Origin of the sequence: Acinetobacter sp. YH12233, assembly GCF_013417725.1 — a bacterium.
GTDB lineage: Bacteria > Pseudomonadota > Gammaproteobacteria > Pseudomonadales > Moraxellaceae > Acinetobacter.
The window spans coordinates 123282-149441 of sequence record NZ_VPDK01000001.1; the positions used below are offsets into that span (position 1 = coordinate 123282).

Annotated in this window: 18 protein-coding genes and 6 tRNA genes; 15 read left to right on the forward strand and 9 right to left on the reverse strand. The window is 43.6% G+C overall.

From position 1 onward, the window contains the following. Window positions 1-314 precede the first annotated feature (314 nt). The 3 genes from FTV12_RS00725 to FTV12_RS00735 form a co-directional block, all read right to left on the reverse strand. Window positions 315-405, reverse strand: a tRNA-Ser gene (locus FTV12_RS00725). A gap of 87 nt (window positions 406-492) precedes the next feature. Continuing rightward, a complete protein-coding gene (locus tag FTV12_RS00730) occupies window positions 493-2529 on the reverse strand; it encodes an NADPH-dependent 2,4-dienoyl-CoA reductase (protein WP_180010803.1) in 2037 nt (678 codons plus the stop codon). Window positions 2530-2676: 147 nt separating this feature from the next. Continuing rightward, entirely contained in the window at window positions 2677-3030 is a 354-nt protein-coding gene (locus FTV12_RS00735) for a hypothetical protein (RefSeq protein WP_125278928.1), read from the reverse strand. 245 nt (window positions 3031-3275) lie between these two features. Here FTV12_RS00735 and argG point away from each other — a divergent pair, with 245 nt between their 5' ends. Next, on the forward strand, window positions 3276-4619 hold the full coding sequence (gene argG / locus FTV12_RS00740; protein WP_005234795.1) for an argininosuccinate synthase: 1344 nt from the start codon (window positions 3276-3278) through the stop codon (window positions 4617-4619). A gap of 57 nt (window positions 4620-4676) precedes the next feature. Here the strand turns inward: argG and FTV12_RS00745 are convergent, their stop codons facing one another. After that, window positions 4677-5948, reverse strand: coding sequence for a GGDEF domain-containing protein (locus FTV12_RS00745; protein ID WP_166138230.1), 1272 nt, complete (start codon window positions 5946-5948; stop codon window positions 4677-4679). 152 nt (window positions 5949-6100) lie between these two features. Between FTV12_RS00745 and pyrC the strand changes: the two genes are divergently transcribed. The 13 genes from pyrC (at window position 6101) to FTV12_RS00810 (ending at window position 15863) form a co-directional block, all read left to right on the forward strand. Next, window positions 6101-7135, forward strand: a complete 1035-nt coding sequence (gene pyrC, locus FTV12_RS00750; protein ID WP_179992065.1) for a dihydroorotase — start codon at window positions 6101-6103, stop codon at window positions 7133-7135. Then, the gene (gene rnt, locus FTV12_RS00755; protein WP_179992066.1) at window positions 7120-7779 is read left to right on the forward strand and encodes a ribonuclease T; all 660 of its coding nucleotides are present in this window, start codon (window positions 7120-7122) and stop codon (window positions 7777-7779) included. The genes pyrC and rnt overlap by 16 nt, the downstream gene beginning before the upstream one ends. A gap of 20 nt (window positions 7780-7799) precedes the next feature. Beyond that, window positions 7800-7875 (forward strand) — tRNA-Glu (locus FTV12_RS00760). A gap of 159 nt (window positions 7876-8034) precedes the next feature. Then, window positions 8035-8190 (forward strand): hypothetical protein, encoded by a 156-nt coding sequence (locus tag FTV12_RS00765; protein ID WP_004782839.1) that lies wholly within the window; start codon window positions 8035-8037, stop codon window positions 8188-8190. A gap of 132 nt (window positions 8191-8322) precedes the next feature. Then, window positions 8323-9753, forward strand: coding sequence for an amino acid permease (locus FTV12_RS00770; protein ID WP_179992067.1), 1431 nt, complete (start codon window positions 8323-8325; stop codon window positions 9751-9753). A gap of 210 nt (window positions 9754-9963) precedes the next feature. Continuing rightward, a tRNA-Glu gene (locus FTV12_RS00775) sits at window positions 9964-10039 on the forward strand. Window positions 10040-10148: 109 nt separating this feature from the next. Then, on the forward strand, window positions 10149-11561 hold the full coding sequence (locus FTV12_RS00780) for an amino acid permease (RefSeq protein WP_180025177.1): 1413 nt from the start codon (window positions 10149-10151) through the stop codon (window positions 11559-11561). 84 nt (window positions 11562-11645) lie between these two features. Next, complete coding sequence (locus tag FTV12_RS00785; protein WP_180025178.1) at window positions 11646-12539, forward strand: alpha/beta fold hydrolase; 894 nt, start codon at window positions 11646-11648, stop codon at window positions 12537-12539. 248 nt (window positions 12540-12787) lie between these two features. After that, window positions 12788-13699, forward strand: coding sequence for an alpha/beta hydrolase (locus tag FTV12_RS00790; RefSeq protein WP_166138240.1), 912 nt, complete (start codon window positions 12788-12790; stop codon window positions 13697-13699). 131 nt (window positions 13700-13830) lie between these two features. Further along, window positions 13831-13906, forward strand: a tRNA-Glu gene (locus tag FTV12_RS00795). Between the two features lie 24 nt (window positions 13907-13930). Beyond that, a tRNA-Glu gene (locus FTV12_RS00800) sits at window positions 13931-14006 on the forward strand. A gap of 45 nt (window positions 14007-14051) precedes the next feature. Further along, a tRNA-Glu gene (locus FTV12_RS00805) sits at window positions 14052-14127 on the forward strand. Window positions 14128-14441: 314 nt separating this feature from the next. Then, a complete protein-coding gene (locus tag FTV12_RS00810; protein ID WP_180025179.1) occupies window positions 14442-15863 on the forward strand; it encodes an iron-containing redox enzyme family protein in 1422 nt (473 codons plus the stop codon). A 66-nt stretch (window positions 15864-15929) separates the two neighbouring features. Here FTV12_RS00810 and FTV12_RS00815 read toward each other — a convergent pair whose 3' ends face one another. The 5 genes from FTV12_RS00815 to FTV12_RS00835 all read right to left on the reverse strand — a co-directional run bounded on the left by FTV12_RS00815 (window position 15930) and on the right by FTV12_RS00835 (window position 24529). Next, complete coding sequence (locus FTV12_RS00815) at window positions 15930-17174, reverse strand: NADH:flavin oxidoreductase/NADH oxidase family protein (protein WP_004782846.1); 1245 nt, start codon at window positions 17172-17174, stop codon at window positions 15930-15932. 127 nt (window positions 17175-17301) lie between these two features. Beyond that, entirely contained in the window at window positions 17302-18312 is a 1011-nt protein-coding gene (locus tag FTV12_RS00820; protein ID WP_166138250.1) for an ABC transporter permease, read from the reverse strand. Further along, window positions 18312-19355, reverse strand: a complete 1044-nt coding sequence (locus FTV12_RS00825) for an ABC transporter permease subunit (protein ID WP_179992073.1) — start codon at window positions 19353-19355, stop codon at window positions 18312-18314. The genes FTV12_RS00820 and FTV12_RS00825 overlap by 1 nt, the downstream gene beginning before the upstream one ends. 22 nt (window positions 19356-19377) lie before the next feature. Further along, window positions 19378-21210 carry an extracellular solute-binding protein gene (locus FTV12_RS00830; protein ID WP_180033394.1) on the reverse strand — a complete coding sequence of 611 codons (1833 nt, stop codon included), beginning with the start codon at window positions 21208-21210 and terminating at the stop codon, window positions 19378-19380. Window positions 21211-21226: 16 nt separating this feature from the next. Next, window positions 21227-24529, reverse strand: a complete 3303-nt coding sequence (locus tag FTV12_RS00835; RefSeq protein ID WP_179992075.1) for a LysM peptidoglycan-binding domain-containing protein — start codon at window positions 24527-24529, stop codon at window positions 21227-21229. A 208-nt stretch (window positions 24530-24737) separates the two neighbouring features. Here FTV12_RS00835 and dnaQ point away from each other — a divergent pair, with 208 nt between their 5' ends. Next, window positions 24738-26111, forward strand: coding sequence for a DNA polymerase III subunit epsilon (gene dnaQ, locus FTV12_RS00840; protein ID WP_180010790.1), 1374 nt, complete (start codon window positions 24738-24740; stop codon window positions 26109-26111). Window positions 26112-26160 lie beyond the last annotated feature (49 nt).

The window sequence follows — 26160 nt, forward strand, 5'->3', positions numbered from 1 at the left end:
GAAAAATGTTCTATTTAATAAACTAATAACGGCAATAAAATAAGCTCTAAATTTTTATATCCTCTTTTTCAGATAAAAATTTAGATCATACTTTTTTAATTGAGACTTAAGCTCAATGACTGGGATTAAATTTTAGAAATTAGAGCCATATATGCATTCGTTTTTATTCATTCATTTTTTAATAAGAAAATATCTTAGAAATTAGATCAATTAGCTTGTTATCTATCTGCTTTATCTAAAAAATCAGACAATTTCCCACTCAATAAAACTTAGGCAATAAAAAACCCCGATCAATGATCGGGGTTTTCCGTATCTGGCGGAAGCGGTGAGATTCGAACTCACGGAGGGGTATAAGCCCTCGTCGGTTTTCAAGACCGGTGCATTAAACCGCTCTGCCACGCTTCCATGTGCGCAATAATACGGAGCTTTTAGGTGACTGACAAGTGAAAATTACAGTGAATCTCATCAACTGCATATAGTTTCATCAAATCCTTACAATTTTGCTGCCAATTCAGCCCCTTCACGAATTGCGCGCTTGGCATCCAGCTCAGCAGCCAGCTTTGCTCCACCAATAATATGGTAATTCGCTAAAGTCTTTTGATCCTCTGAAGGCATGACATCTTTGACTGACTCCTGACCAGCACAAACCACGACCGTATCTACACGCAGCAACTGATCATGTCCATCCACTTCAATCCACAAACCTTCGTCCGTGATCGATTTATAGTGCACACCGCGTAACATGCGTACGCCATGTTTTTTTAATTGGGCACGATGAACCCAGCCCGTGGTTTTACCTAAGCCTGCTCCTAAAGCAGTAGTTTTACGCTGTAATAGATAAATTTCACGTACAGGTGGCTCGACTTCTGCTGGCTGCAGTCCGCCTTCACTTACATAATTTGCATGCAGATCTACACCCCATTCCCGTTTCCATTCATCTACTGGTTGCGGTTGTGGCTGATGCGGTGGCTTTAATAAAAATTCTGATACATCAAAACCAATTCCTCCGGCACCAATGACAGCGACACGATCTCCTACTGGTGCGCCGCGCAATACTTCAGCATAAGACAGGACTTGAGGTGCATCACTACCGGTAATTTTCAATTCACGCGGAACAACGCCCGTAGCCACAATGACTTCATCAAAACCTTCGCGTTCCAGTTGCTCCCGATTCACTCGAGTATTTAAACGGACATCTACCCCGGTTTTTTCCAGTTGTACTTTGAAATAGCGAATGGTTTCATGGAATTCTTCTTTACCTGGAATTACTTTGGCCAGATTAAATTGCCCACCCACTTCATTAGTGGCTTCAAACAAAGTCACATCATGACCGCGGCTAGCTGCGACTGTAGCTGCGGATAAACCTGCCACTCCACCACCTACCACGGCGATGCCTTTAGGTTTTTTGGTTTTGACATAAACCAGTTCGGTTTCATAGCCGGCACGTGGATTCACCAGACAGGTAGCACGTTTATTTTTAAAGGTATGATCCAGGCAGGCCTGATTACAGGCGATACAGGTATTAATTTCATCAACTCGATTGGTTGCTGTCTTATTCACCCAAAATGCATCTGCCAATAACGGGCGTGCCATTTGCACCATATCTGCCTGACCCGATGCCAAAATTGCTTCAGCAGTTTCTGGCATATTGATCCGGTTCGATGCAATGACTGGAACAGCAACATGCTTTTTGACTTCTGCGGTGTAATCTACGAATGCAGCACGAGGAACAGAAGTGACAATCGTCGGAATACGCGCTTCATGCCAGCCAATACCAGTATTGAGTAAAGTTATTCCAGCCTTCTCTAATGCTTTAGCGACGGTAATCACTTCCTGCATAGTATTGCCATCATGCACCAGATCTAGCAAGGACAAACGGAAACAGATAATAAATCTTTCACCAATTTCAGCACGAATCGCTTTAACAATTTCCACTGCAAAACGCATGCGGTTTTCAATTTCTCCGCCCCAGCGATCAGTACGCTGATTGACATGACGGCTTAAAAACTGGTTAATCAAATACCCTTCAGAGCCCATGATTTCCACGCCGTCATAACCCGCTTTTTTAGCCAGTTTTGCAGTTTTAACATAGTCCTGAATCGTATCCAGAATCTGGTTTTCAGACATCTGACGTGGTTTAAAAGGTGAAATTGGCGATTTGATCGGACTGGCAGATACCACAAAAGGCTGATAGCCATAACGTCCGGCATGCAAAATCTGCAACAGAATCTTGGCCCCATGCTTATGCACGGCATGCGTAACCAGTCGGTGCGGTGCAATATCGCCCAAGGTATTCATGGTTCCACCAGCAGGCAATAACCAGCCTTGACGATTCGGTGAAATCCCGCCAGTAATCAGGAGACCCACACCACCTTTGGCACGTTCACCAAAATAAGCGGCCAGTTTAGGATAATTATAAAAACGATCTTCCAAGCCCGTATGCATTGATCCCATCACCACACGGTTTTTAATCGTGGTGAAACCCAGATGTAATGGTTTTAAAATATTTGCATAGCGCGTCGTTGTCATAAAATATCCCTGATTCTTATTTGGCTAAAAGCTTAAATCTTATAAATGTACTTTAACTGATTTTCAGGGGCTTTTTATGACTATCAGGTCCGCTTTCTCAGGCACAAATACCAATTGTGATATTCATGCCGTACCTGAGTGATGGATTTATTGCTGCCATTGATTTTTACTGGATTTCCATAACGCAATTACTCCGAGTACTGTACCAATAGGAAAACTGAGCAGCATAAGGATCGCCATAATTCTGGACAAGGTGCGTCCTGAACCATTGCCCTGTTTGACCTTGAGACAGGTCTGAATATTCAAAACAATCAGCACAGCTAAAAGTAGCAACACAATACCCAGACTCAGCATGGAAATCGTCGACTGCTGATATTCCAGATATAAAAATGCAACCGTACTAAAAACCAGCAAACCGGCATAGATTCCATGCACAATCGACAGGGTTTCATTTTTGGCAGCCGGTTGCAGATTAGGTAAAGGAGGAATATTCGGGCTCATGAGGGCTATCCTAAAGATGTTTTTTCTTAATGATGTTATTGAATCTTCCCAGATTTTCCTATTTTTTAAGCGTTTGTCAAAAATACGGTAATTTTATGATTATCTAAGCCTATTGAATCAAGATTTTGAAACGAGTTTTTCTTTTCTAAAGCAAACCTAAATAAAATAATGATACAATTGATGCAATATGTGTTTTTTCAGGCCACCACTTCTGGCGTGCCTATTTCATATCATTAGGATGAACAATGTCTGATAATGCAACTATCTTGCAGAATGTCCCAGTAGGCAAAAAAGTTGGTATTGCCTTTTCTGGCGGTCTAGATACTTCTGCAGCTCTTTTGTGGATGAAACAAAAAGGCGCTGAACCTTATGCTTATACAGCAAACTTGGGTCAGCCAGACGAAGACGATTACGATGCGATTCCAAAAAAAGCTGAGGCTTATGGCGCAGTAAAAGCACGTTTGATCGACTGCCGTTTACAGCTTGCATTAGAAGGTATTGCTGCAATTCAATGTGGCGCGTTCCACATTTCTACAGGTGGCGTTCCATACTTCAACACGACTCCTCTTGGCCGTGCAGTAACAGGTACCATGCTGGTAACTGCAATGAAAGAAGATGACGTGAACATCTGGGGTGACGGTTCTACTTATAAAGGTAACGACATCGAGCGTTTCTACCGCTACGGTCTGTTGACTAACCCTAACCTGAAAATCTACAAACCTTGGTTAGACCAGACCTTCATTGACGAGCTAGGCGGCCGTGCAGAAATGTCACAGTTCCTGATCGACAATGGCTTTGACTACAAAATGTCAAAAGAGAAAGCTTACTCAACTGACTCAAACATGTTGGGAGCGACTCACGAAGCCAAAGATCTTGAATACCTGAATGCCGGTATCAAAATCGTTGATCCAATCATGGGCGTTGCATTCTGGAAAGAAGAAGTTGAAATCAAACCTGAAGAAGTATCGATTACTTTTGAAGAAGGTTTCCCTGTTGCAATCAATGGTCAACGTATCGAAGATCCTGTTGAGTTCATTCTTGAAGCGAACCGTATTGGTGGCCGTCATGGTCTAGGTATGTCGGATCAGATCGAAAACCGTATCATCGAAGCGAAATCTCGTGGTATCTACGAAGCTCCGGGTATGGCCCTTCTTCACATCGCTTATGAACGTCTGGTCACTGGTATTCATAACGAAGATACCATCGAACAATACCGTATCAACGGTCTTCGTTTGGGTCGTCTTCTGTACCAAGGTCGCTGGTTCGATTCTCAAGCATTGATGCTTCGTGAAACTGCACAGCGTTGGGTAGCTAAAGCTATCACTGGTACTGTGACTTTAGAACTGCGTCGTGGTAATGACTACACCATCATGAACACTGAATCTCCTAACCTCACTTATGAAGCTGAGCGTTTGACTATGGAGAAAGGTGATTCTATGTTCTCTCCAGCGGATCGTATCGGTCAGTTGACTATGCGTAATCTGGACATCACAGATACACGTGCAAAACTGGGTATCTATACAGATTCTGGCTTACTTGCAGTAGGTACAGGTTCTGCAGTACCTCAGTTAAAAGACAAAAACAAATAAGTTTGTTTTAACGTCAAAAAAAACCGCTCATCTGAGCGGTTTTTTTATGGATTCGATTTAGGTATTCACGCTGTTCGGGTTTGCGGTGCGGATCGACTGATAATAAATCTGATTCCGTCCTAGCTGTTTGGCTCGATACAACGCCTGATCGGCAATTCCCAATAAGACATCCTTATCAATAAAGTCTTCACCACGATACACAGTGATGCCCAAACTGATGGTGATGTGATCAGCCACACCAGATTTCTCATGCGGAATTTCCAGACGCTCAATCGCATTAAAAATATTAGAAGCCACTGCATAAGCACCATGAGCATCAGTTTCTGGAAGCAGTACCACAAACTCTTCACCACCATAACGGGCCACGAAATCCATATGCCGGATCGCATTTTTAATAGTAAAGGCAATACTGGAAATGACATCGTCCCCTTTTTGATGTCCATAAAAATCGTTATAGTTTTTAAAATGATCCACATCGATAAATAAAATCGCTAAAGCATGCTGATTACGGCGAGAACGTTCAAAAAAGATATCCAGTGTTTCATCGAAAGTTCGTCGATTAGAGATTTTGGTCAGCTCATCATGCTGGCTTAAATGCAACAATTCTGTGGTATGAATCCGCTGAATTTTCTCACTGATTCTAGCCCGCATGGTATATAGAAAAATCATGCGCTCACGGGCAAAAAGCATATAACTAATCACACATCCCAATAGGCTACTGCCGATCAGAATCCGCCCCAAGACCAGTGCATTAAATTCGATCGATAACACGGATAACAGCCAGACCGTACAAAGTGCAGCAAACAACCCCGTGATTAACATCTGTAAAGGTTTTACTCCGGTCAGAATATAACCCAGAATGTAGATAATAGTGATGATCGCCATCGACTGATGTTGCAAGCTTACTGTTTGAATGGACATGGTCAGATAAGAGGTCGAGACTATCATCCAGAACATTAGCAGCATGGAAGCCTGCGGAAAAAAGCGTTTGATTTTAGGTAGACAGGAGAAGAAATAAAAAGCAAGTAAAGCGAGACTACCATTGATCAGCCCCAGCATGCAGCGCACAAAATCTTGCACGAAATATTGTGAATCGATAATCCAGTAGTCGGTCGGAATCATGACCAGCAGAAAAATAAAATAGGTCAGTACACCTGCCCAGACATACTTTTCGACATGTTTACGTGCCCGCTCCAGGTTTTTGCTCCAGAACTCCTGTTCCAGATTCTGAGGGAAAACCGAGCCTACACGCTGACTTTGCCGTGTGATTAATTCTTCTATTTTTTCTTTTTCATCTTGCAATTTTGCTAGATTGTACTTGTATTCCATTGCCAAGTATTTATGTAATTTTTTTATTAATTTTAAAATATCATACTTTTATAAATTAATTTATAGATATCCCTTATTTTGTATATATTTCTCGTTACCATTTTAGGCATAGATGCATTATCATTTGTTTTATTTCTCCGATTGAATTCGCCTTGAATACGATTACCCTTCTCCAGCCAGACGACTGGCATGCCCACCTGCGTGATGGTCACGCTCTGCAACGCACCGTTCCTGATCTAGCTAAACAGTTTTCCCGCGCCATCTGTATGCCGAACCTTGTTCCACCGGTTAAAACTATGGAAGAAGCATTAAGCTACCGTGAACGTATTATGGCGCATGTTCCTGAAGGTAGCGATTTTGATCCACGCATGGTGCTGTATTTCACAGATAATACCTCTCCAAGTGAAGTCAAAAAGATTAAAGATTCTGAGCATGTCAATGCTATTAAACTTTACCCTGCTGGCGCAACCACCAACTCGGATAGCGGTGTAAGCGACATTCGTAAAGTATATTCAGTCATTGAACAGCTTGAAGAGCATCAGGTGCCTTTATTGCTGCACGGTGAAGTGACGCATAATCATGTCGATATTTTTGACCGTGAAAAACGTTTCCTTGATGAAGTCTTAGCACCATTACTAAAACAGTTCCCGAAACTGAAACTGGTTCTGGAACACATTACTACCAGCGAGGCAGCTAATTTCGTACTGGAACAGGATCGTAATGTGGCTGCGACTATTACCCCACAGCATTTACTGTTTAACCGTAATGATATGCTGGTTGGTGGGATCAAGCCGCACTTCTATTGTCTGCCAATTTTAAAACGTCAGACGCATCAGCAAACGTTGCTTGAAGTGGCAACCAGCGGTAATCCTAAATTTTTCTTAGGCACCGACAGTGCACCGCACTCAAAAAATGCCAAAGAAAATGCGTGTGGCTGCGCAGGATGCTATAGTGCTCCGACTGCAATTGAGTTATATGCTCAGGCCTTTGATCAAGTAGGTAAAATCGACCGCCTAGAAGGTTTTGCCAGCCACTTTGGTGCAGATTTCTACGGCCTCCCACGTAATACCAAAACCATTACGCTGGTCAAAGAAGATCAAGTTATTCCTGAAAGTCTAGACTACTTGGATGGTGAACAAATCGTTCCGCTATATGCAGGAAAAACCATTCAATGGAGAAAAATGTGACAAATGAAACTCTTCCAGTCATTGGTCAGCGTTTCCGTGGATTTTTGCCTGTTGTTGTCGATGTTGAAACAGCAGGCTTTAATGCACAGACTGATGCCTTGTTAGAAATTGCGGCCATTCCTATTGTTTATAATGAAGATGGCCAGTTTGTGCCCGGTGCAGCTTACCACGCACATATCAATCCTTTCGAAGGTGCCAACCTGGATCGCCGCTCTTTGGAATTTATCGGGATTGACCCGTCAAATCCGATGCGGATCGCAATGGCTGAAGATGAAAAAACCGCGTTAAAACGTATTTTTAAATCGGTCAATGAAGTGCGTCGTCAGCAAAATTGTACGCATGCCGTTTTGGTCGGTCACAATGCGCATTTTGATTTGGGCTTTGTACAGGCAGCAATTGCCCGTACCGGAACCAAAAACCAGAATCCGTTTCACAGTTTTTCTGTGTTTGATACCGTGACTTTAAGTGCGGTGATGTTTGGTCAAACGGTTCTGGCTAAATCTTGTATTCAGGCCGGTATTGAGTTTGATGGCAAAGAAGCACACTCTGCGTTATACGATACGCAAAAGACTGCGGAACTGTTTTGCTATATTTTAAACAAACTCGCACCTCACCTGCTTGACACTTTGGTGGCGGATCAATAAGATACCGCCATCTTCTAAACGTCCCTATCGTCTAGAGGCCTAGGACATCGCCCTTTCACGGCGGTAACCGGGGTTCGAATCCCCGTAGGGACGCCATCTTATTTATCCTTCTCTTCTTTCATTTTTTCAAGAAAACTCTTTTTCTTATTATTGCTTTCAATACTATTTTATAAATTCCGATTGACTGAGTTTAGTGCCCTTTCTCGTTTGCTTAGGCTATAATCAAGTTGATGTTAGGTTTTGATCAATTTTCCCATGCTAAAGAAAATCCTGCTTGTTTTACTTATTCTGGCACCTTCAGCGCTTTATATTTATGTGATCAGTCGCGATGATAAAACTGCTGAGAACCGAGCAGAAACTACGCCTGCTGAAAAAACACCGACTGAGCAATACCAGACTCCCGATCACTAGTTTTTAAGAGGCTTTGCAAATATTTATTTTTTAAATTAAAAGAAGAACTTTATGAGGAAATTCCAATTTATGTGATATTTCACATAATTAAAACTAAAATACTTTTTTTAAATCTCTCCTTTTAATTGAGCTATGCAATCTCCCTCTCCACCTTCACAGCATTCGTCTGTTGAGGGTCAAACTCCGTCGTTAAAACGTGCCATGGGCACACGTCATCTGATCATGCTTTCCCTTGGTGGCGCTATTGGTACTGGCCTGTTTATGGGTTCCGGTGAAGTGATTTCACAAGCTGGACCTTTGGGCGCAATACTGGCCTATATTATTGGTGGCTTGATCGCCTATATGGTAATGCTCTGCCTCGGTGAACTGGCCGTACATTTACCCGTGTCTGGTTCTTTTGGTGCCTTTGCAACCCATTATATTGGGCCGGGTACAGGCTATATGGTGTCCTGGATGTACTGGCTCGGCTGGTCAGCCACTTTGGGTACCGAATTCACTGCAGCTGCGATTCTAATGCAGGAATGGTTCCCGCAAACTTCGATCTGGTTATGGACATTGATCTTTGCTGCAGGTGTACTGCTCTCCAATTTAAGCTCAACCCGTACCTTTGCCGAATCAGAATTCTGGCTGTCACTGGTTAAAGTTGCGACTGTACTGATTTTTATTATTCTGGGCTTTGGCTGTATCTTTGGCTTTATTCCATTTCAAGGTTATGAATCTGCGCCACTGTTCAATAATTTGACTGAACATGGCTGGCTACCAAATGGTTTGATCCCATTATTCACTACCCTGCTGATCGTGAATTTTGCCTTTAACGGTACCGAGATGATCGGGATCGCTGCCGGTGAAACCGAAAATCCTGAGAAAAATGTACCGAAAGCGATTCATGCTGCGGTATGGCGTCTGATGATTTTCTTTGTTGGCACCATCATTGTGATCAGCTCGTTACTGACTTATACCGATGCAGGTCTACAGGTCGGTGGTCATGGGGGCTTAAGCAGCAGTCCGTTTGTATCCGTGTTTACCCAGATGGGTATTCCTTATGCCGAAGATTTCATTCGTTTCGTAATTATCACTGCGCTGCTCTCTACTGCAAACTCTGGACTCTATGCAGCTTCACGTATGATGTGGGCATTGTCTTCACAAAACCAGTTACCGCGACTATTTGCCAAAGTCAGCAAATCCGGCGTGCCTTATGTAGCAGTTTGGGTCACCATGATTGGCGGCTTGCCTGGTCTGCTCTCTGAACAATTTGGTGCAGATGTCATCTTTAAAAACCTGATGGGCGTGGCCGCTTTTACCATGGTGATTGTCTGGATGAGTATCTGCTGGAGCCAGTTTAATTTCCGTCGCCAATGGCTGAAGTCTGGTCATAGCGTCTCTGAACTAAAATTCCGTACACCTTGGTTCCCCTTAGTTCCCACTCTAGGTTTTGTAACTTGTACTGCAACCGGTCTGAGTATGGCAGCTGACCCCGAAATGCTCTCTGGTTTTATTGGCTGTTTATTGTTTATGGCAGCATGTTATGCAAGTTATTACTGGCTTTATCATCAAAAAGCTTAAGTTCTAAACTTTTGAACTGAAATAATTTCTTTAATAAACCCAATTCCGATTGGGTTTATTTTTTCATATCAGGTAAATCCGTTCAGAAAATAATATCTTAATAAAATAAAATTTTTGTTTTGCCTAATGTTTAAACTGTTAAATACATTTTAGTAAAAACTCTTTTGACAAAGTCCGGCTTAGTCCTTAATATAGCCATCACCTCGCAACGTCCCTATCGTCTAGAGGCCTAGGACATCGCCCTTTCACGGCGGTAACCGGGGTTCGAATCCCCGTAGGGACGCCATTATCTGATCGCTCACGATCAAGTCTTATACATAATCCATATTAATACGTTGCAGATTTGTAGTTTTTCACTACAATAACCCGCTTCATTCTTTTATTTTTTGACTCCTATGCACTCATCTCCGAATGATGCTACGCATCAGGGCAATTCTGCGCCTTTAAAACGCGCTATGAGTACTCGACATCTGGTCATGATTTCGCTTGGTGGCGCAATCGGAACAGGCCTATTTCTAGGTTCGGGTGAAGTCATTGCACAAACGGGGCCTGTAGGTGCCATTCTTGCTTATCTCCTTGGCGGGATCATCGCTTACATGGTTATGCTATGTCTGGGTGAACTTGCCGTTCATATGCCCGAATCTGGCTCATTTGGCGCCTATGCCAAACGCTATATTGGACCAGGGACTGGCTACACCATTACCTGGCTATACTGGCTGACCTGGTCAGTGACCTTGGGAACTGAATTTACCGCTGCAGCTTTATTAATGCAGGAATGGTTCCCTGATAGCTCCATGTGGATGTGGACACTGATTTTTGGTGCTTTCGTATTCGCACTGAATATGATTTCTACCCGCTGGTTTGCAGAGTCCGAGTTCTGGCTAGCACTGGTGAAAGTCGTTACTGTCGTGACCTTTATCCTGCTTGGCCTACTCGCTATTTTTGGTGTAGTAAGCTACCAAGGACAGGAAACTGCTCCGCTATTCAGTAACCTGACAGCTCAAGGCTGGTTCCCAGAAGGTCTGTTCCCAATCTTCACCACCATGCTGATTGTAAACTTTGCATTCTCTGGCACAGAACTGATTGGTGTGGCTGCGGGTGAAACCAAAGATCCTGCCAAAAATGTACCAAAAGCGATTAATACTGCAATTTTCCGCTTACTGATTTTCTTTGTAGGTACGATTATTGTGGTGACCTCCCTTCTTCCGCATCAGGAAGCAGGTCTGGCAGCTGAAGGTGTCAGTAGCAGCCCATTCGTGACAGTATTCCAGCATATCGGTATTCCTTATGCCGAAGATATTATCCGCTTTGTGATTATCACAGCATTGCTATCTGCTGCTAACTCAGGTCTATTTGCTGCATCCCGTATGATGTGGTCATTGTCTTACAGTAAACAGTTACCAGCGGTATTTTCACGCCTAAATGCGCGTGGTGTACCTTATATTGCAGTCATTGTCACCATGATTGGCGGTATGCCTGGTTTGCTGTCTGAACAGTTCGCACCGGAAACTATCTTCACTAACTTGCTAGGTATTGCAGCATTTACCATGGTAGTGGTCTGGATGAGCATCTGTCTCAGCATGTTCAACTTCCGCCGTGAATGGTACAAACAGGGTAAAACAGCGAAGGATCTTGATTTTGCTACGCCATTATTCCCGATCGTACCGATTCTGGGTTTTCTGTTCTGTCTGATTACCTGTATCAGTATGGTGTTTGATCCGAGCATGCGTATCAGTTTCTTTGGCTGTCTGGTATTTATTGCACTGTGCTATGCCAGCTACTACAAGTTTTATCACAAAAATGCTTAAACATTAAAATGACCAAAAGAGCAGCTTCGGCTGCTCTTTTTTATTTATACTGAAAATGTTCTAGGCAGCCAGCGTGGTGTGTCGATGAAAATTATTTATATTCATGGCATGAACAAGCAGAAATTCAGCTCTGCTTCCCTGCGTCAACGTTGGCTGAGTCTGCTAAAATATGGTCTGGAACAGTCGCATCAACAGGCACGTTTTGCTTATCTGAAAAGGCATGTTCGTATCCCCTTTTATGGCGACTTGCTGTCACGACATCATTTACATAATGTGCTAAATGCCAGTACATTGATGCCGCAAGACTGGCCTCGCTTTCCTTTCCAGTCTCCAGTTAAATCCCAGCCACCACCACCCCATCTCAATCAATATTCACCTGAAATTTGTGAAATTCCCGAGCTAAAGGTTGAGGATGCCATGACCTTTAACCAGAAGCTGCAGTTTATTAGTATATTAAGCCGGAATACTCTATTACGGGATTTTGTGATCTTACTGAATCATTTCCCTCGCCTGCATGATACGCTGATCAAAAAATTTCTGATTGAAACCTATTCTTATCTGGCAAATTCCACATTCATGCAGCAGGTGCATCAGCGAATTGGCCAGCAACTGCATGGCGATAAACCCTGTATCCTAATGGCTCATTCTTTAGGAAGTGTGATTGCCTATCATTATCTGCTTTTGCACCCGGAACTGAATGTACAGCGTTTTATCAGCATGGGATCACCAATGGCTTTCCGGGTCATTCAGGAACATTTGCCCCAGCCTGTTCATCGGCCAGAAGCTATTAAAGGTGACTGGATTAATTTTTATTGCAGTGATGACTTTTTAACTGCCTTTCCATTATCAGAACCGCCTTTTCAGTTTCAGCCGGCAATTATCAATCGGGAGATTCGTACTTCAATTTATCATCCGCATGATATTGATGGCTATGTCCAGCATCCGGAAGTCATCGAAGCCCTGCTAGAATTACTCTAAAAAGCATCTTAATTTACAGATTTAATTTTACTATTTCCTTTGTATTATTTTTCTGCTGAGTAAAATTCTTTATTCATACCTACTCATTTTGTGGTTTATTTATGACTCTTTTATAAATATACATATGTCTGTTAATTATTGTTTTATCAAAGATAATTTACACATTAACACCACAAAAAGCGCTGCTTTTGCTACGTTAATATTTTCTATACTGTAAATATAATTCTATCGAACTCAGTGGGGTGTCGATGAAAGTTATTTTTATTCATGGAATGAATCAGCAACATCATAGCGCTGCCTCCATCCGGCAGCGCTGGCTCCATATACTTCAAAAAGGGATGCGTAAACATCAACAAGATGCCAGATTTAGTTATTTAAAACGCCACATTCGTATTCCATTTTATGGCGATCTGCTTTCACGTTATAACGTCCGCAATATTCTAGAAGCTGGCACCCTGATGCCCCAGGAATGGCCTAGCTTTCCTTTTCGCAAGCCTGCTCAACCTCAGCTTCCCGCCCCTGTTCCACGTCCTGGTTGGCGTAGGCCCACAATTACCGATTTCGCCCAACCCAGCCCAAGTGACACCATGGATTTCAGACAGAAATTCAATTATTTTACCGCCCTCGGCAAGAATGTGGCGCTTCGGGATTTTGCCTTATTACTCAATTATTTTCCCACTCTGCATCGCACTCTATTGCAGAGATTTCTGATTGAAACTTATCTTTATCTCGATAACCCTGATTTCATGAGGAAAGTGCATGAACGGATTGCCCGACAACTGAGTGGTCGCAAACCCTGCATTGTCATTGCCCATTCTTTAGGAAGTGTGATTGCCTATAATCATCTTATCCAGCACCCTGAACTGAATGTACAGCGTTTTATTACTTTAGGTTCGCCATTAGCCTTTCAGGTGATTCAATCCAGCTTGGCACAGCCGGTGGTACGACCTAAGGCAATTAAAGGCGACTGGATCAATTTCTACTCAACGGATGATTATCTCACCGCCATTCCGCTTACCCAACCGCCATTCAAGTTTGAACCTGAAATCATCAATCATGGCATTCGTACGCATATTCACCGTCCACATGATATTACTGGCTATTTACTGCATCCTCAGGTTGTTGAAGCCATTCTGGAATTGCTTAAAAATCCGGCCTAAATCCTGCATTTTTCAAGTATTCTGCTAATATTGTTTTAAATTTATGCACTCAAAAGAAAATTTCCAAAAAACTCTGGAAAAGCGTTTGACACCCCCCTGTTTTCACCCTAATATACGCCCACCTCTGAAACGTCCCTATCGTCTAGAGGCCTAGGACATCGCCCTTTCACGGCGGTAACCGGGGTTCGAATCCCCGTAGGGACGCCAATTTCAGAAGTAATATTTTATTAAGTCCCTATCGTCTAGAGGCCTAGGACATCGCCCTTTCACGGCGGTAACCGGGGTTCGAATCCCCGTAGGGACGCCATTACTTCAAACCAAAAGTTCTGGTTTAAAATATCACTTCTACACTGTCCCTATCGTCTAGAGGCCTAGGACATCGCCCTTTCACGGCGGTAACCGGGGTTCGAATCCCCGTAGGGACGCCATATTCGAGATGGTTAATTTAATTAACTTCTAATAAAAAAGCCCAAGCATGATGACTTGGGCTTTTTTATTATTTGTTTTTTTGCTTGTTCCTTCATTCCTGTTTTTAACGTTTGATCAAATTGTCTCGATTGCAATTTTATTTGTTTATAAATAATTCATTCAAAAATCTTATTCTTTTACATTTCTCTTCAACTCGTTATCCATTCATTTTCATTTACAGCAATCGCACTATAAATCCGAACAAAAAATCAACACCGGTGGTATAAGCATGCCGTTAAGGTAGAAAGCATAATATATCTGCAAGGATCAGATTATGTTCGTCAGTACAAAGTTAAGTTCGCCTGAATCATCTATTAAAAATCATAATCATCAATTTAATAACTTTAAAGATTGGGTCAACTTCTTTCAAGATCAACAGATTTCGACGGCAGTAAAGACCGAACAGGCTGAGAACTATTTAAGAGATTTAATCCAGCAAGTTGATGTGGCTGGGCTGGAATGGCTGGATCAACCCAGACATGTAGAGCAACATTTTTTGGAACAGCACCACCAAACCTGCGCAATCTTCCAGTCTTATGTAGAGCGGCGTAGACAGCAGCAAGGACGTGAATACTTCCCGACTGTGTCACATGCATTTGAGTTCCTGGCCAAAGTCGCACCTGTAAAACTGGTAGACGGCTCATGGCTGTATTCAACTGTGCAAAACTGGAATCGTCCGGAAACCAAAGACCTGATTTATATCTATCTGGAAGAACTAGGCATGGGTCATACCCGTGCCAATCATGTCACCATGTATCAGGACTTGCTGAATCATTATGAGCTGAACAGCTATGCTGAGCAACTGGATGCCAGCTATTATGAACAAGCAGCCGTGCAGCTGGCTTTGGCCTATGCGCCGCCAGAATATCTGCCGTTAGTAATTGGTTTCAATCTGGGTTATGAGCAGCTGCCCTTACACCTGTTAATTACCAATTATGAATTATCTGAACTCGGTCTTGATCCACATTATTTCAATGTACATATTACTATTGATAATGCTCACAACGGTCATGCACAAAAATCGCTGCAAGCGTATTTAGATCAGTATGCACTCGCTGAAGATCCTGTTCAGTATTTAGACCTGATTAAAAAAGGTTATGTGCTGAATGACATTGGTAAAAGTTCTACCCAGATCATCAAGCAACTGGATACCGAAAAACTGGCTTTGAAAGTGTTTCAGAACAAAGCGCTGATTGGACAATATATCCATAACCAGAAATGCCAGTTTAGTGGCAAGACCATTAATGAGTGGTTATCCGATCCGGCACACATTAAGGACTTCTTGAAAGTCATGCTTGAAAAAGGCTGGATTGTAAAAGATGCACCTGTAGAACAAAGCCGGTTCTGGAAAATGATTGATGATCCAGATGGCAAAATGTTTGGTGTATTTAATGCGACTGAAAAACAGATTATCAAAGACTGGATTCAAGGTGAGACTTTTGCCGCTCGTCTGTCATCACGTAGCAGATCTCAAGTACATAACCAGATGGAACCGGTGTTGAACCGTATCGACCAGCAACAGATCCATCAACTGAAAAGCCGTCTGAATCGCTGTGCTGCTGCCGAACAGAAGATTGATCTGTTGATTCCTTATGTGGCACCGCATATGCATCATCAGGAAGTGGGCTTGTGGGCAACACGTCAGCTTTCTCAGTTGCTCTTCCCTTTTCAGACTCAAGCCATGACTTATTCTTAAAAAGGTCATTCATAAAAAAACAGGGCATTTTATATGCCCTGTTTTTGCTTCAATGCATTATACAAATTAAGCCGATTTACGTGAATTGATCTGACCTTTAATCACAGCTTTCACATTACCTTTTACGTAATTTAAAAATACCTTTAAAGGCGACAGTTTTGGATTTGGTCGATTACCTTTGGCAATTTCTTTAAATTGTGCGGCATACCAGATGATTTCCATAATCGCCATTTTATCGATCATTGGAATACCGGTTTTAATTTTCTCCACTGCATAACGTACATCCTGTCCAGCCACCAGACGGTTACCCAGATCAGGCTCGACCGCAAATGGACGTGCAATACCGATAAAATCACATGCGCCGCTGTCAAGGGCTGCATTCATACCCACTGCGGTACGGAAGCCCCCCGTCACCATTAAATAACAATTAACTTCCTGACGGATCTTTTCGGCAAAATCGAGGAAATAGGCTTCGCGGGCAACCGTTGATGCTTTACGTTTCTCTGCTTTTACTCCGGCCATTGCAGGTGCTTCATAGGTTCCGCCAGAAACTTCAATCATATCGATCCCGACTGCATCCATCGCCTTAAAGACATAAATCACGTCTTCTTCACTAATGCCACCGCGCTGAAAGTCTGCCGAGTTTAATTTCACTGAAATGATAAAATTCTCTGAAGTTGCTGCACGCACTGCCTTATAAGCCTCTAGCAAGAATCGGCTGCGGTTTTCAATACTGCCACCCCACTGGTCTTGGCGCTTATTGGTCAGGGGCGATAAAAACTGGCTAATTAGATAACCATGCGCCCCATGTAACTGCACGCCTTCAAATCCCGCCTTTTCGCAAATGGCAGCTGAAGTCGCAAAGCGCTGGATAATATCTAAAATTTCATCTTCACGCAGTTCACGTGGCGTACCGAAACTCATCGCCAATGCTGGACTAAAAGGTACAGCTGAAGGTGCTACGGTTTCTTTATTCAAGCCTTTTGGGCACTGACGTCCAGGATGAGATAACTGTACCAGTTGCACCATGCCATGACGTTTGCCGACATTCGCCCAAGCTTTTAACTTTTCCAGGTCACGTTCAGTTTCTACTACCACTACACCGGGTTCATTCTTGGCACGAAAATCCACCATGACATTACCCGTAATCGCACAGCCTAAACCACCTTTGGCCCAAGCCTCATACAACTTTAAATGGGCCTGATTGGGTTGGCCTGCATCATTGGCCAACGCCTCACTCATGGCACCTTTAATGATACGGTTTTTAAACTGGGTATTACGGATCTGGATGGAATCGGCCAATTGTGTCATGTACTTTCCTGAAATGTTTATCTTATTTTGTATGTGTTATAACCTAACTTGCCATAATTGACAATTCATATTGTCAAATGGATACAAATTTTATTTGTAGATATTAAATCAGTCTTAAAAAATCATTTTAAATTTTGGGATCGAAAGCATCCCGGATGGCTTCACCGATATAGATGAGTAAAGACAAGACAATGGCTAAAGTCAGAAACCCGGATAAAGCCAACCACGGCGCATTGAGATTATTTTTACCCTGCAGTAATAATTCACCTAGAGAAGCGGTTTCGGGTGGCAAACCATAACCTAAAAAGTCCAGTGCAGTTAGTGCGCTAATATTGGCAGTCAGCATAAAAGGTAGTTGTGACAGGCTGGAACCCATCACATTGGGTAAAATATGCCTGAACATGATCCGGCCATGCCCTGCACCAATACTTTTCGCTGCCCAGACATATTCCAGATTTCTGGCCCGTAAAAATTCAGCGCGCACCATCGACACCAGTGTGGTCCAGCCAAAAAATAGCATGATCACAAATAGCCAGTAAATATTCGGACTAAACACACTGACCAGAATCATGACCATAAACAGCATCGGCAGGCTGCTCCAGACCTCAAGTGCACGTTGCCCGATCAGGTCAATCCAGCCACCATAATAGCCTTGAACTGCACCGACCAGCACACCTAATCCTGCCGACAGCAAAGTCAGTGCAAAGCCAAACAGCAAGGAAATACGCAAGCCATATAGAATCCGTGCCAGCACATCCCGTCCCTGATCATCTGTTCCTAGCCAATTTTGCCTGCTTGGAGGTGAAGGTACTGGAATATCGAGTGCCAAATTGGGTGTGTCATAGCCGAAGCGGATCACCGGCCAGATTGCCCAGCCTTTGGCATTAATCAGCTGCTGTACCGCAGGATCTTGATACTCGGCTTCAGTTTCAAAGACACCCCCAAAAGTCGTTTCAGGATATGACTTTATTACTGGCAGATAATAGGAGTCCTCATACTTGATCAGTAAAGGCTTATCGTTAGCGATCAGCTCAGCACCAAGTGACAAGATAAAAATAATGACAAAGGCAATGCAGCAGGCAAATCCGGTTTTATTATTTTTAAAACGTTGCAGGCTGGCGCGTAGCATTGGTGACATTATTTCAATCCTCGCGAATCGAAATGAATCCGGGGATCAATTACCCGATACAGCACATCACTGATCAAACGCAGCACCAAGCCCAATAAGGTAAAAATAAACAAAGTTCCAAAAATGACCGGATAATCCCGCTGCAGAATCGCTTCAAATCCCAGCATGCCCAAACCATCCAGATTAAAGATGATTTCAATAAACAGGTTCCCGACAAATAAAATACCGAGCAAAGCTTCTGGCAATCCAGCGATCAACACCAGCACTGCATTGCGCAGTACATGCCGATAGAGTACTGCCCTTTCCTGTAGTCCCTTCGCTTTTGCTGCCAGTACATAGTGTTTACTGAGTTCTTCCATAAAGGAAAATTTCACCAGATAAGTCAGCCGTGCAAAACCACCTAGCACCATGGCCAGCAATGGCAAAGCCATATGCGAGAAATAATCTCGAATTTTTCCAAAGAAAGATAATTCATCAAAATTTTCCGAGCTTAACCCTTGTAAAGGAAACCATTGCAGATAGGAACCACCTGCAAAAAATACAATCAGCAAAATAGCAAAGATAAAGGCTGGAATGGCATAGCCCACAGCCAGCAGCAAAGACGTAGTTTGATCAAACAGACTGCCATGCTTTTTGGCTTTCTGGATGCCAAGAGGAATAGAGACCAGATAAATGAGCAAGGTACTCCAGAAACCTAGAGACAGTGAAACTGGCAGTTTTTCCCAGATCAGTTCAGTCACAGCTTGGCCTTTAAAAAAGCTCTGGCCCAAATCAAACTGAGCATAGCTTTTTAACATTTCCCAGAACCGTAAATGAACCGGTTGATCAAATCCATACTGAATCTTGATCTGCTCCAGCATTTCGGGCGTCAGGCCTTGCTGTCCCTGATACTGCAAGCCACCAATCGCCAAATTATTCGCATGCTGTGCCTGATAGATGGCCTGTTCCACTGGACCACCCGGCGCAAGCTGAATCACTACAAAATTGATCAGTAGAACCATCAATAATGTCGGAATCATAAGAAGCAAACGTTTGACGATATAAGTGCTCATGGCACTCCCCGAAGCTGGAAATCTAGCGATATTTTAAGTATGGTGCCACTTTTCTGGCTTTAGCTGCATCCACCCACCAGTAATCAATACCCGCAGAAAGCTTGGGCTTGATTTTAGGCTGCTGATACATATTCCAGTAAGCATACCAGTATTCACCCGTACCATAGGTCGGAATATGATAATAACCGGCTCGCAATAAACGGTCTAAAGCTCGGGTACTATAAATCAGCTGCTCACGACTTTGTGCCTGAACTACCTGATCAATCACCCGATCAATCACCGGATTTTGAATACCGGCATAATTATAATTGCCAGGCTGACGTGCCGCCTCACTGCCCCAAAACTGTTTCTGTTCCTGCCCCGGTGTCAGCGATTGCGGCATGGTATCCATAATTATATCAAACTGATAATTTCTTAGTCGCTCATAATACTGAGCCGTTTCCACCATCCGAATGTGAGCCTGAATTCCTAAACGTTTCAAATGCCGTAGATAAGGCATCAGATGACGCTGCTGTTCAGCTTGATGCAACAGAAATTCAATCTGTACAGGTTGACCTTGAGCAGTCACCAGTTTCCCCTGCTGATAACGGTAACCGGCATTCAATAAAATTTGTCGCGCCTGTAATAAATTTTTGCGGTTAAACCCGGAGGCATCTGATTGCGGATAATGCCAATCCTGTAATACCGCCTGACGTTGCACCGGATGCAATTTTGATAAATTTGGCTGTAATATTTCCAGCTCCTGAGCACTCGGCTTGCTTGTAGATGCCAGTTCACTATTACTAAAAAAGCTGTTCAGACGCTGATATTCTCCATGAAACAAGGCTTTATTTAGCCATTCAAAATCATAGGCCAGAGTTAAAGCTTGCCGGAAGCGAATATCAGCAAAGGGCTGACGTCGCGTATTAAAAATCAGGCTTTGTGTAGGAATCGGATTGTGATGCTGAAAACGATAGGTTTTGATTTGGCCTTGTTGTACCGCAGGAAACCGATAATCACTTACCCAGCGGTTGACCTGTTTTTCTTCATGCAGCGTAAACTGGCCAGATTTAAATGCCTCAAACTTGATTTCCGGACTACGGTAATAGCGATACTGTATGCGATCAAAATTATAACGGCCGCGATTGGCCAGCAGGTCTTTACCCCAATAATGCGGATTACGTTTATAGGAAATACTGCGTCCTGCATCAATACGTTCAATCACATAGGGCCCAGAACCCAAGATCGGTTTCAGGTTAATGTCCTTGAAGTTGCGCTTTTGCCACTCCTGCTGAGAATAGATCGGCATTTGCGTCACAATCATCGCCATTTCCGGATTATGGCGAGATTTAAAACTAATCTTAACTTTTGAAGGTGACAGGACTTCGGTTTTTTTAATATCTGCCAGATACATCTGTAAGCCAAAATTGGACTGGGTCTGGTACAGATCAAAACTGTATTTTACATCTTTAGCCGTCACTGACTGACCATTACTGAATCTGGCCTTAGGATTTAAATGGAAAATTATATAAGCAGTCTGCTTTGGGTCGAAACTGACTTTCTCAGCCAGCAAGGGATAATAAACGCCGGGTTCATCCAGGGATTTTGACATGAGGCTGTCAAAAATATAGTTAATCCCTTCAGTGACATTGCCCTTACCATTCATGCTGTTCAGATTATTAAAACTGCCATCGGCTGCCTGAATAAGAATGCCACCTTTGGGCGCTTGCGGATTGGCATAAGGCAGAGATTTAGCCTGTGCATATTTGGGTACACTATGCAGTGCAATATAAGGCGTCGTAATGACTGCTGCCCCGCTGGAACTGATGATCCAGGGGGCAGCAAGAATCCATAAGATATGGACGGGATTAAACAATTTCACGATCCAGAAATTAGTTTGGAACCTTAATCACATCACCAATACGCAATTGAGTATTGGGTTTCAGTTCATTCATTTCTGCCAGTTCATTGGTTGCCATACCATAACGGGATGCCAGGCCGATCAAGGTATCGCCACGCTTCACCTTGTATTCAGTGACAAGTTTTGGAAGCTGAAGCGTTTGGCCCACACGTAAACCGGCACGTGGACTAAGATTGTTCAGGCTCGCCAGATCAGTAACGGGTACTCCTACACGATTGGCAATCGCAATCAGAGATTCCCCGGATTTTACCGTATAGGATTCTGTCGCCTTAGAAGATGCAGATTTTGTTGCGACTTTCACTACCGGCTCTTTTTTGGCGATCTGAATATCTTCATTAATTTTTAAACGCTGTCCAATCCGCACATTGCTATTGGTATTCAAACCATTCAAGTCTGCCAGATAACGTAATTGCAGATGATATTGGCGGGCAATCGAGCTTAAGGTTTCACCAGATTTCACGATGTGAGTATCTGATTTAACATTCTTTTCCTGAGTCTCGGTGACCACTTCCTGCACAGGTTCAGGACTGCCAGATAATTTCAGATGCTGACCCACACGCAGATTGGCACTACGAGAAATATTGTTCAGGTTGGCAATTTGATCCATCGACAGATTATATTTTGCTGCAATCCCAGTCAGCGTATCACCCGATTGAACCGTATAACTGTCAGGAACCTGACTACCAGCTGGAATCTTGATGGTTTGACCAATGCGTAAGCCGCTGTTTGCAGACAGGCCATTTAACGCAGCCAGTTCAGATACCGTCAATTTACTTTGATTGGCAATGCTGTACAGGGTTTCACCACGTTTGACCTGATAGTTTTCTGTTGGCGTATGATCAACCTTAACGTTCTCAAACTTCTGTTCGACTTTTTCGGTTTTCTTACTGCTCGCAGTCAGTTCTTCAACTTCATTAAGAGGAACATTAATCTTCTGTCCGACCATCAAACTGCTACCCGCAGTTAAACCCGGAGTTAGTGCAGCAAGTTCTGCATTCGACAATGCGTAGCGATCTGCAATCAATTTCAGATACTCACCACGTTTAACGGTATAGGACTTGGTCTGAACTTTGGCAGTTTCGGCTTTTTTACTGTCTTCAGCTTTCGCTTTGCTGGTACTTTCTTTCAGGGAAAGCTTTTGCCCCACAAATAAACCACTGGTCGTACTCAGATCATTATAATCAGCCAACTGTTTGACGCTCAGGCTGAACTGACTGGCAACACTGGTCAAAGAATCATTAGCTTGAACCACATAGCTTTCCGGTTTCTCTTTGGCTTTCGGTGCTTCCTGTACGGGCTTGGCATCATAGAGATAAATTGTCGTACCTACATACAGTGTAGAGTTTGGATCAATCTGGTTCCATTTCGCGACATCACGCCAGTTCACGCCATTTTTGGCTGCAATCAATGCCAGATTATCACCCGGTAAAACCTTATAGGTACTGCGCTTACCTTTCGGTGCCACAACCACGACTTCTGAATCAGTTTTTACATAGTTTTTGCCCTGATTGAGTCGAGCTTCAACTGAATCTGCACTGGTGTTTACAGCGACTTCTTTCGGATATGAGAATCCTTTGGTCAGCTCCTTACCCTGCTGCTCGGCAATAGACTGACTGGTCTGAATTGCAGTCAGTTTGATCTTGCCATCATAAGGGTCAACAATTTCTGTGCCTGCAGGTGCCAGTGCTTTCAGCTCTTCAATGACCTGTGCCTGTTCAGCCGCAGTTGCTACAGGTTGTAAAAGCTCATCCACGGTTTTATTAATTTCTTCTGCTGACACCACTTTCTGGATTTGCTGACGTTCAGCTGCGGTAATTGGTGGCTCGACCTGGATAGGCTTCACCGAAGCAACTGGCGTCACAGCAACTGGAATACGTGGCGCACTTGGAATAGGCAATTCACTTTTTGCAGCAAATTCAGCAAGTGCTTCAGAACCACGTGGAGTACTGACCCGTTTAGTGGTTTGTGCAGTTAGATTAGGTGTCGTGGTGGTTGACACTGCTGCTGGTGCAGTCGTAGCTGGTTTAGGTGTTGTGGTCGCAGTTGGAGCTTTAGTTGCTGTTGCAGTCTTAGCAGTCGTAGTTGCAAGCACCGGTGGAGTCTGCTTGGCAGGTACGATGGTGGTACTGGTTGATGCTGGTGCTACAGTTGGCTTTGGAGTTACTGTAGTGGTCGTTTTAGGCGAGTTACTGACAGTACCTGCCCATAAGCCGCTTGAGCTAGATTGCAATTTTTTCAGTTTTTCATCTATCGATGGACTTAAGTCAGCCGGAATCAAAATACGGCGTGGACTTTCCGGATCAATACGGTCACCACGATGTCCCGGGTTAAGCTGATACAGTTCAGCACGACTTAAACCCGTAATCGCTGCGATCTCATTTAAATTGGCTGCACCGACAGTCACTTCACGGAAGTGAGGACGGTTGGCAATCGGTGGCAAACTCACACCATAAGTACCCGGATTTTTCACAATCTGCGCAACTGCCAGGAAACGCGGCACATAGTTCATGGTTTCCTGAGGCAGTTTCAAGGACCAGTAATCGGTAGGTAAACCTGCGGCCTTATTACGGTTAATCGCCTGCTGGATACGGCCTGGACCGGCATTATAAGAGGCCAAAGCCAATTCCCACGAACCAAACTGGTTATATAAGCTACCCAAGAATTCATAAGCCGCACGGGTCGATTCCACCACATCACGACGGCCATCGTAAAGTGAGGTTTGTTTCAAACCATAAATACGGCCGGTACTCGGAATAAACTGCCATAAACCTGCCGCTGCTGCACTACTGGTCGCCGCCGGGTCATAAGAACTCTCAATAATCGGTAATAAAGCCAGTTCCGTAGGCATACCACGGCGCTCTGCTTCTTTCACCGTATAATAGAGATAACGTGATGCACGGGCACTCAGGCGGTCCAGATACGGCTGACGGGAAATAAACCAGCCACGCTGTGCATCAATACGCGGATTCCAGGTATTCAGATCCATCTTGAAACCCACGGTCATCCGTTTCCAGATATCACCATGCTTCAAAATCAGTAAACGGTCACCTTCAACCGCACGCATATCCGTTGCAGAAAGTAAATCTTCCAGCCCATCCAAACTGCTTGCATCTAGATATTGTGAGCCAACCTGCTTGCTTGACGCTTTTTGGGTCGCACTTTGTGTAGATGAACAGCCCGTCAGTCCCAAGGAAGCGAGTGCCGTTCCAAGTACAGAAAATTTTAAAAATGCTGGTAATGCGGGCTGCCACAAAATTGCGGTTGGTTTATACATAAAGAAATCCAAACAATTCGTATATAAATTTATTTTTTAGATATGCCATTGTAGTGAAGCATGTCGTGGACACAAGGCATTAATTTACCCCGATTTCACGTTAAATGTTACAAGAAATTAAAAAAACTGGTGCATCTAGACGCATCAAGCGTATTTGCGTTATACAATATCCGCTTCAGCAAGTTCTTTTTTGATCGGATTTTAATTTATGTCTCACACTATCACGCTATATGTTGATGGCGCCTGTCGCGGCAACCCGGGTTTAGGCGGTTGGGGTGCGTACATAATTACCGAACAGAAGGAACACAAAATTTGCGGTGGCGAAGATCATACCACCAATAACCGCATGGAGCTGACCGCGGCGATTGAAGGCATCCAGTTCTGTCCGAAAGATGCCAAGCTGGTCATTTATACCGATTCCAATTATGTCAAACAAGGCATTACCGAATGGATTCATGGCTGGAAAAAGAAAAACTGGAAAGACGTTAAAAATCCGGATCTATGGCAAAAACTGGATGCCACCTGCCAAGGTCGGGATATTGAATGGCACTGGGTAAAAGGCCATGCTGGACATCCTGGCAATGAAATGGCCGATCAACTGGCCAATCAGGGCGCAGATGAAACCTTAAAAAAATCCAAATCAGTGACTGCAATCACTGAAAATAAAAAAAAATCTGAACCTGACTGGCTTCTAGACGACCCTTTCGGGCTGGATCTTGTCGATAGTGAAGAAGAACTCGAAGAGAGCATGGAAATGGCTGAAGAAGAAATGGAACAGACTGAAAATTTGGAAACAACTGAAAATACCGATGAGTCCGCTTCAGTCACTTCAGATTCAACCGAACTACATCCGCAAATTGTGATTACACCGCCGACCTTAGAGCTGCATGGCCCCCGTCAATTGATTCTGGATACTGAAACCACCGGTTTCTATTATCAGGATGGTGACCGGATCATTGAGGTGGGTGCGATCGAAATGATTAACCGGAAACTTACCGGCAGCTCAATCCATATTTATATCAATCCGAAAAAACCGGTTGGCGATTCGGTGAATGTCCACGGTATCACCGACGAGTTCCTGCAAGACAAGCCGCTGTTTGAAGAAATCTCACAGGTACTGTTTGACTATCTGCAAGGTGCCGAAATTATTGCGCATAACGCGACCTTCGATATGAACTTCCTGGATATGGAGTTCAAGCGGGCAGGCTTTGTCGCGCTTTCTGAAGTTTGTGAAGTGACCGATACCCTGGCAATGGCCAAATCCAAGCATCCGGGACAGAAAAACTCCCTGGATGCCCTCGTGCGTCGTTATGAAATTCCACAGCGTGACCGTACCTTCCACGGTGCCTTGCTCGATGCGGAAATTCTGTCCGATGTTTATCTGGCCATGACCGGTGGACAAGTCTCTTTTGATATGGATGCCCTGTCACATACCGAAGAACAAGGCGGCAGTTCAGGCACTGTAAAAATTGAAATTGAATTGCCTGTGATTCTTCCATCAGATGAAGAACTTGCCGAACATGAGAAATGGGTCAAACAATTTGAAGAAAAGCATGGAACGCCTTGCCTTTTTGCCAAATAAAATCTAAATTTCAAGCAGTAATTTCGCTTTTAAAATACAGTTCTTCAGT

Excerpts from the sequence above, each read along its gene's own strand:
- FTV12_RS00730 (WP_180010803.1), bottom strand. The coding sequence starts at position 2,529 with ATGACAACGACGCGCTATGCAAATATTTTAAAACCATTACATCTGGGT.
- FTV12_RS00735 (WP_125278928.1), bottom strand. The coding sequence starts at position 3,030 with ATGAGCCCGAATATTCCTCCTTTACCTAATCTGCAACCGGCTGCCAAA.
- argG (WP_005234795.1), top strand. The coding sequence starts at position 3,276 with ATGTCTGATAATGCAACTATCTTGCAGAATGTCCCAGTAGGCAAAAAA.
- FTV12_RS00745 (WP_166138230.1), bottom strand. The coding sequence starts at position 5,948 with ATGGAATACAAGTACAATCTAGCAAAATTGCAAGATGAAAAAGAAAAA.
- rnt (WP_179992066.1), top strand. The coding sequence starts at position 7,120 with ATGGAGAAAAATGTGACAAATGAAACTCTTCCAGTCATTGGTCAGCGT.
- FTV12_RS00765 (WP_004782839.1), top strand. The coding sequence starts at position 8,035 with ATGCTAAAGAAAATCCTGCTTGTTTTACTTATTCTGGCACCTTCAGCG.
- FTV12_RS00770 (WP_179992067.1), top strand. The coding sequence starts at position 8,323 with ATGCAATCTCCCTCTCCACCTTCACAGCATTCGTCTGTTGAGGGTCAA.
- FTV12_RS00780 (WP_180025177.1), top strand. The coding sequence starts at position 10,149 with ATGCACTCATCTCCGAATGATGCTACGCATCAGGGCAATTCTGCGCCT.
- FTV12_RS00785 (WP_180025178.1), top strand. The coding sequence starts at position 11,646 with ATGAAAATTATTTATATTCATGGCATGAACAAGCAGAAATTCAGCTCT.
- FTV12_RS00790 (WP_166138240.1), top strand. The coding sequence starts at position 12,788 with ATGAAAGTTATTTTTATTCATGGAATGAATCAGCAACATCATAGCGCT.
- FTV12_RS00810 (WP_180025179.1), top strand. The coding sequence starts at position 14,442 with ATGTTCGTCAGTACAAAGTTAAGTTCGCCTGAATCATCTATTAAAAAT.
- FTV12_RS00815 (WP_004782846.1), bottom strand. The coding sequence starts at position 17,174 with ATGACACAATTGGCCGATTCCATCCAGATCCGTAATACCCAGTTTAAA.
- FTV12_RS00820 (WP_166138250.1), bottom strand. The coding sequence starts at position 18,312 with ATGTCACCAATGCTACGCGCCAGCCTGCAACGTTTTAAAAATAATAAA.
- FTV12_RS00825 (WP_179992073.1), bottom strand. The coding sequence starts at position 19,355 with ATGAGCACTTATATCGTCAAACGTTTGCTTCTTATGATTCCGACATTA.
- FTV12_RS00835 (WP_179992075.1), bottom strand. The coding sequence starts at position 24,529 with ATGTATAAACCAACCGCAATTTTGTGGCAGCCCGCATTACCAGCATTT.
- dnaQ (WP_180010790.1), top strand. The coding sequence starts at position 24,738 with ATGTCTCACACTATCACGCTATATGTTGATGGCGCCTGTCGCGGCAAC.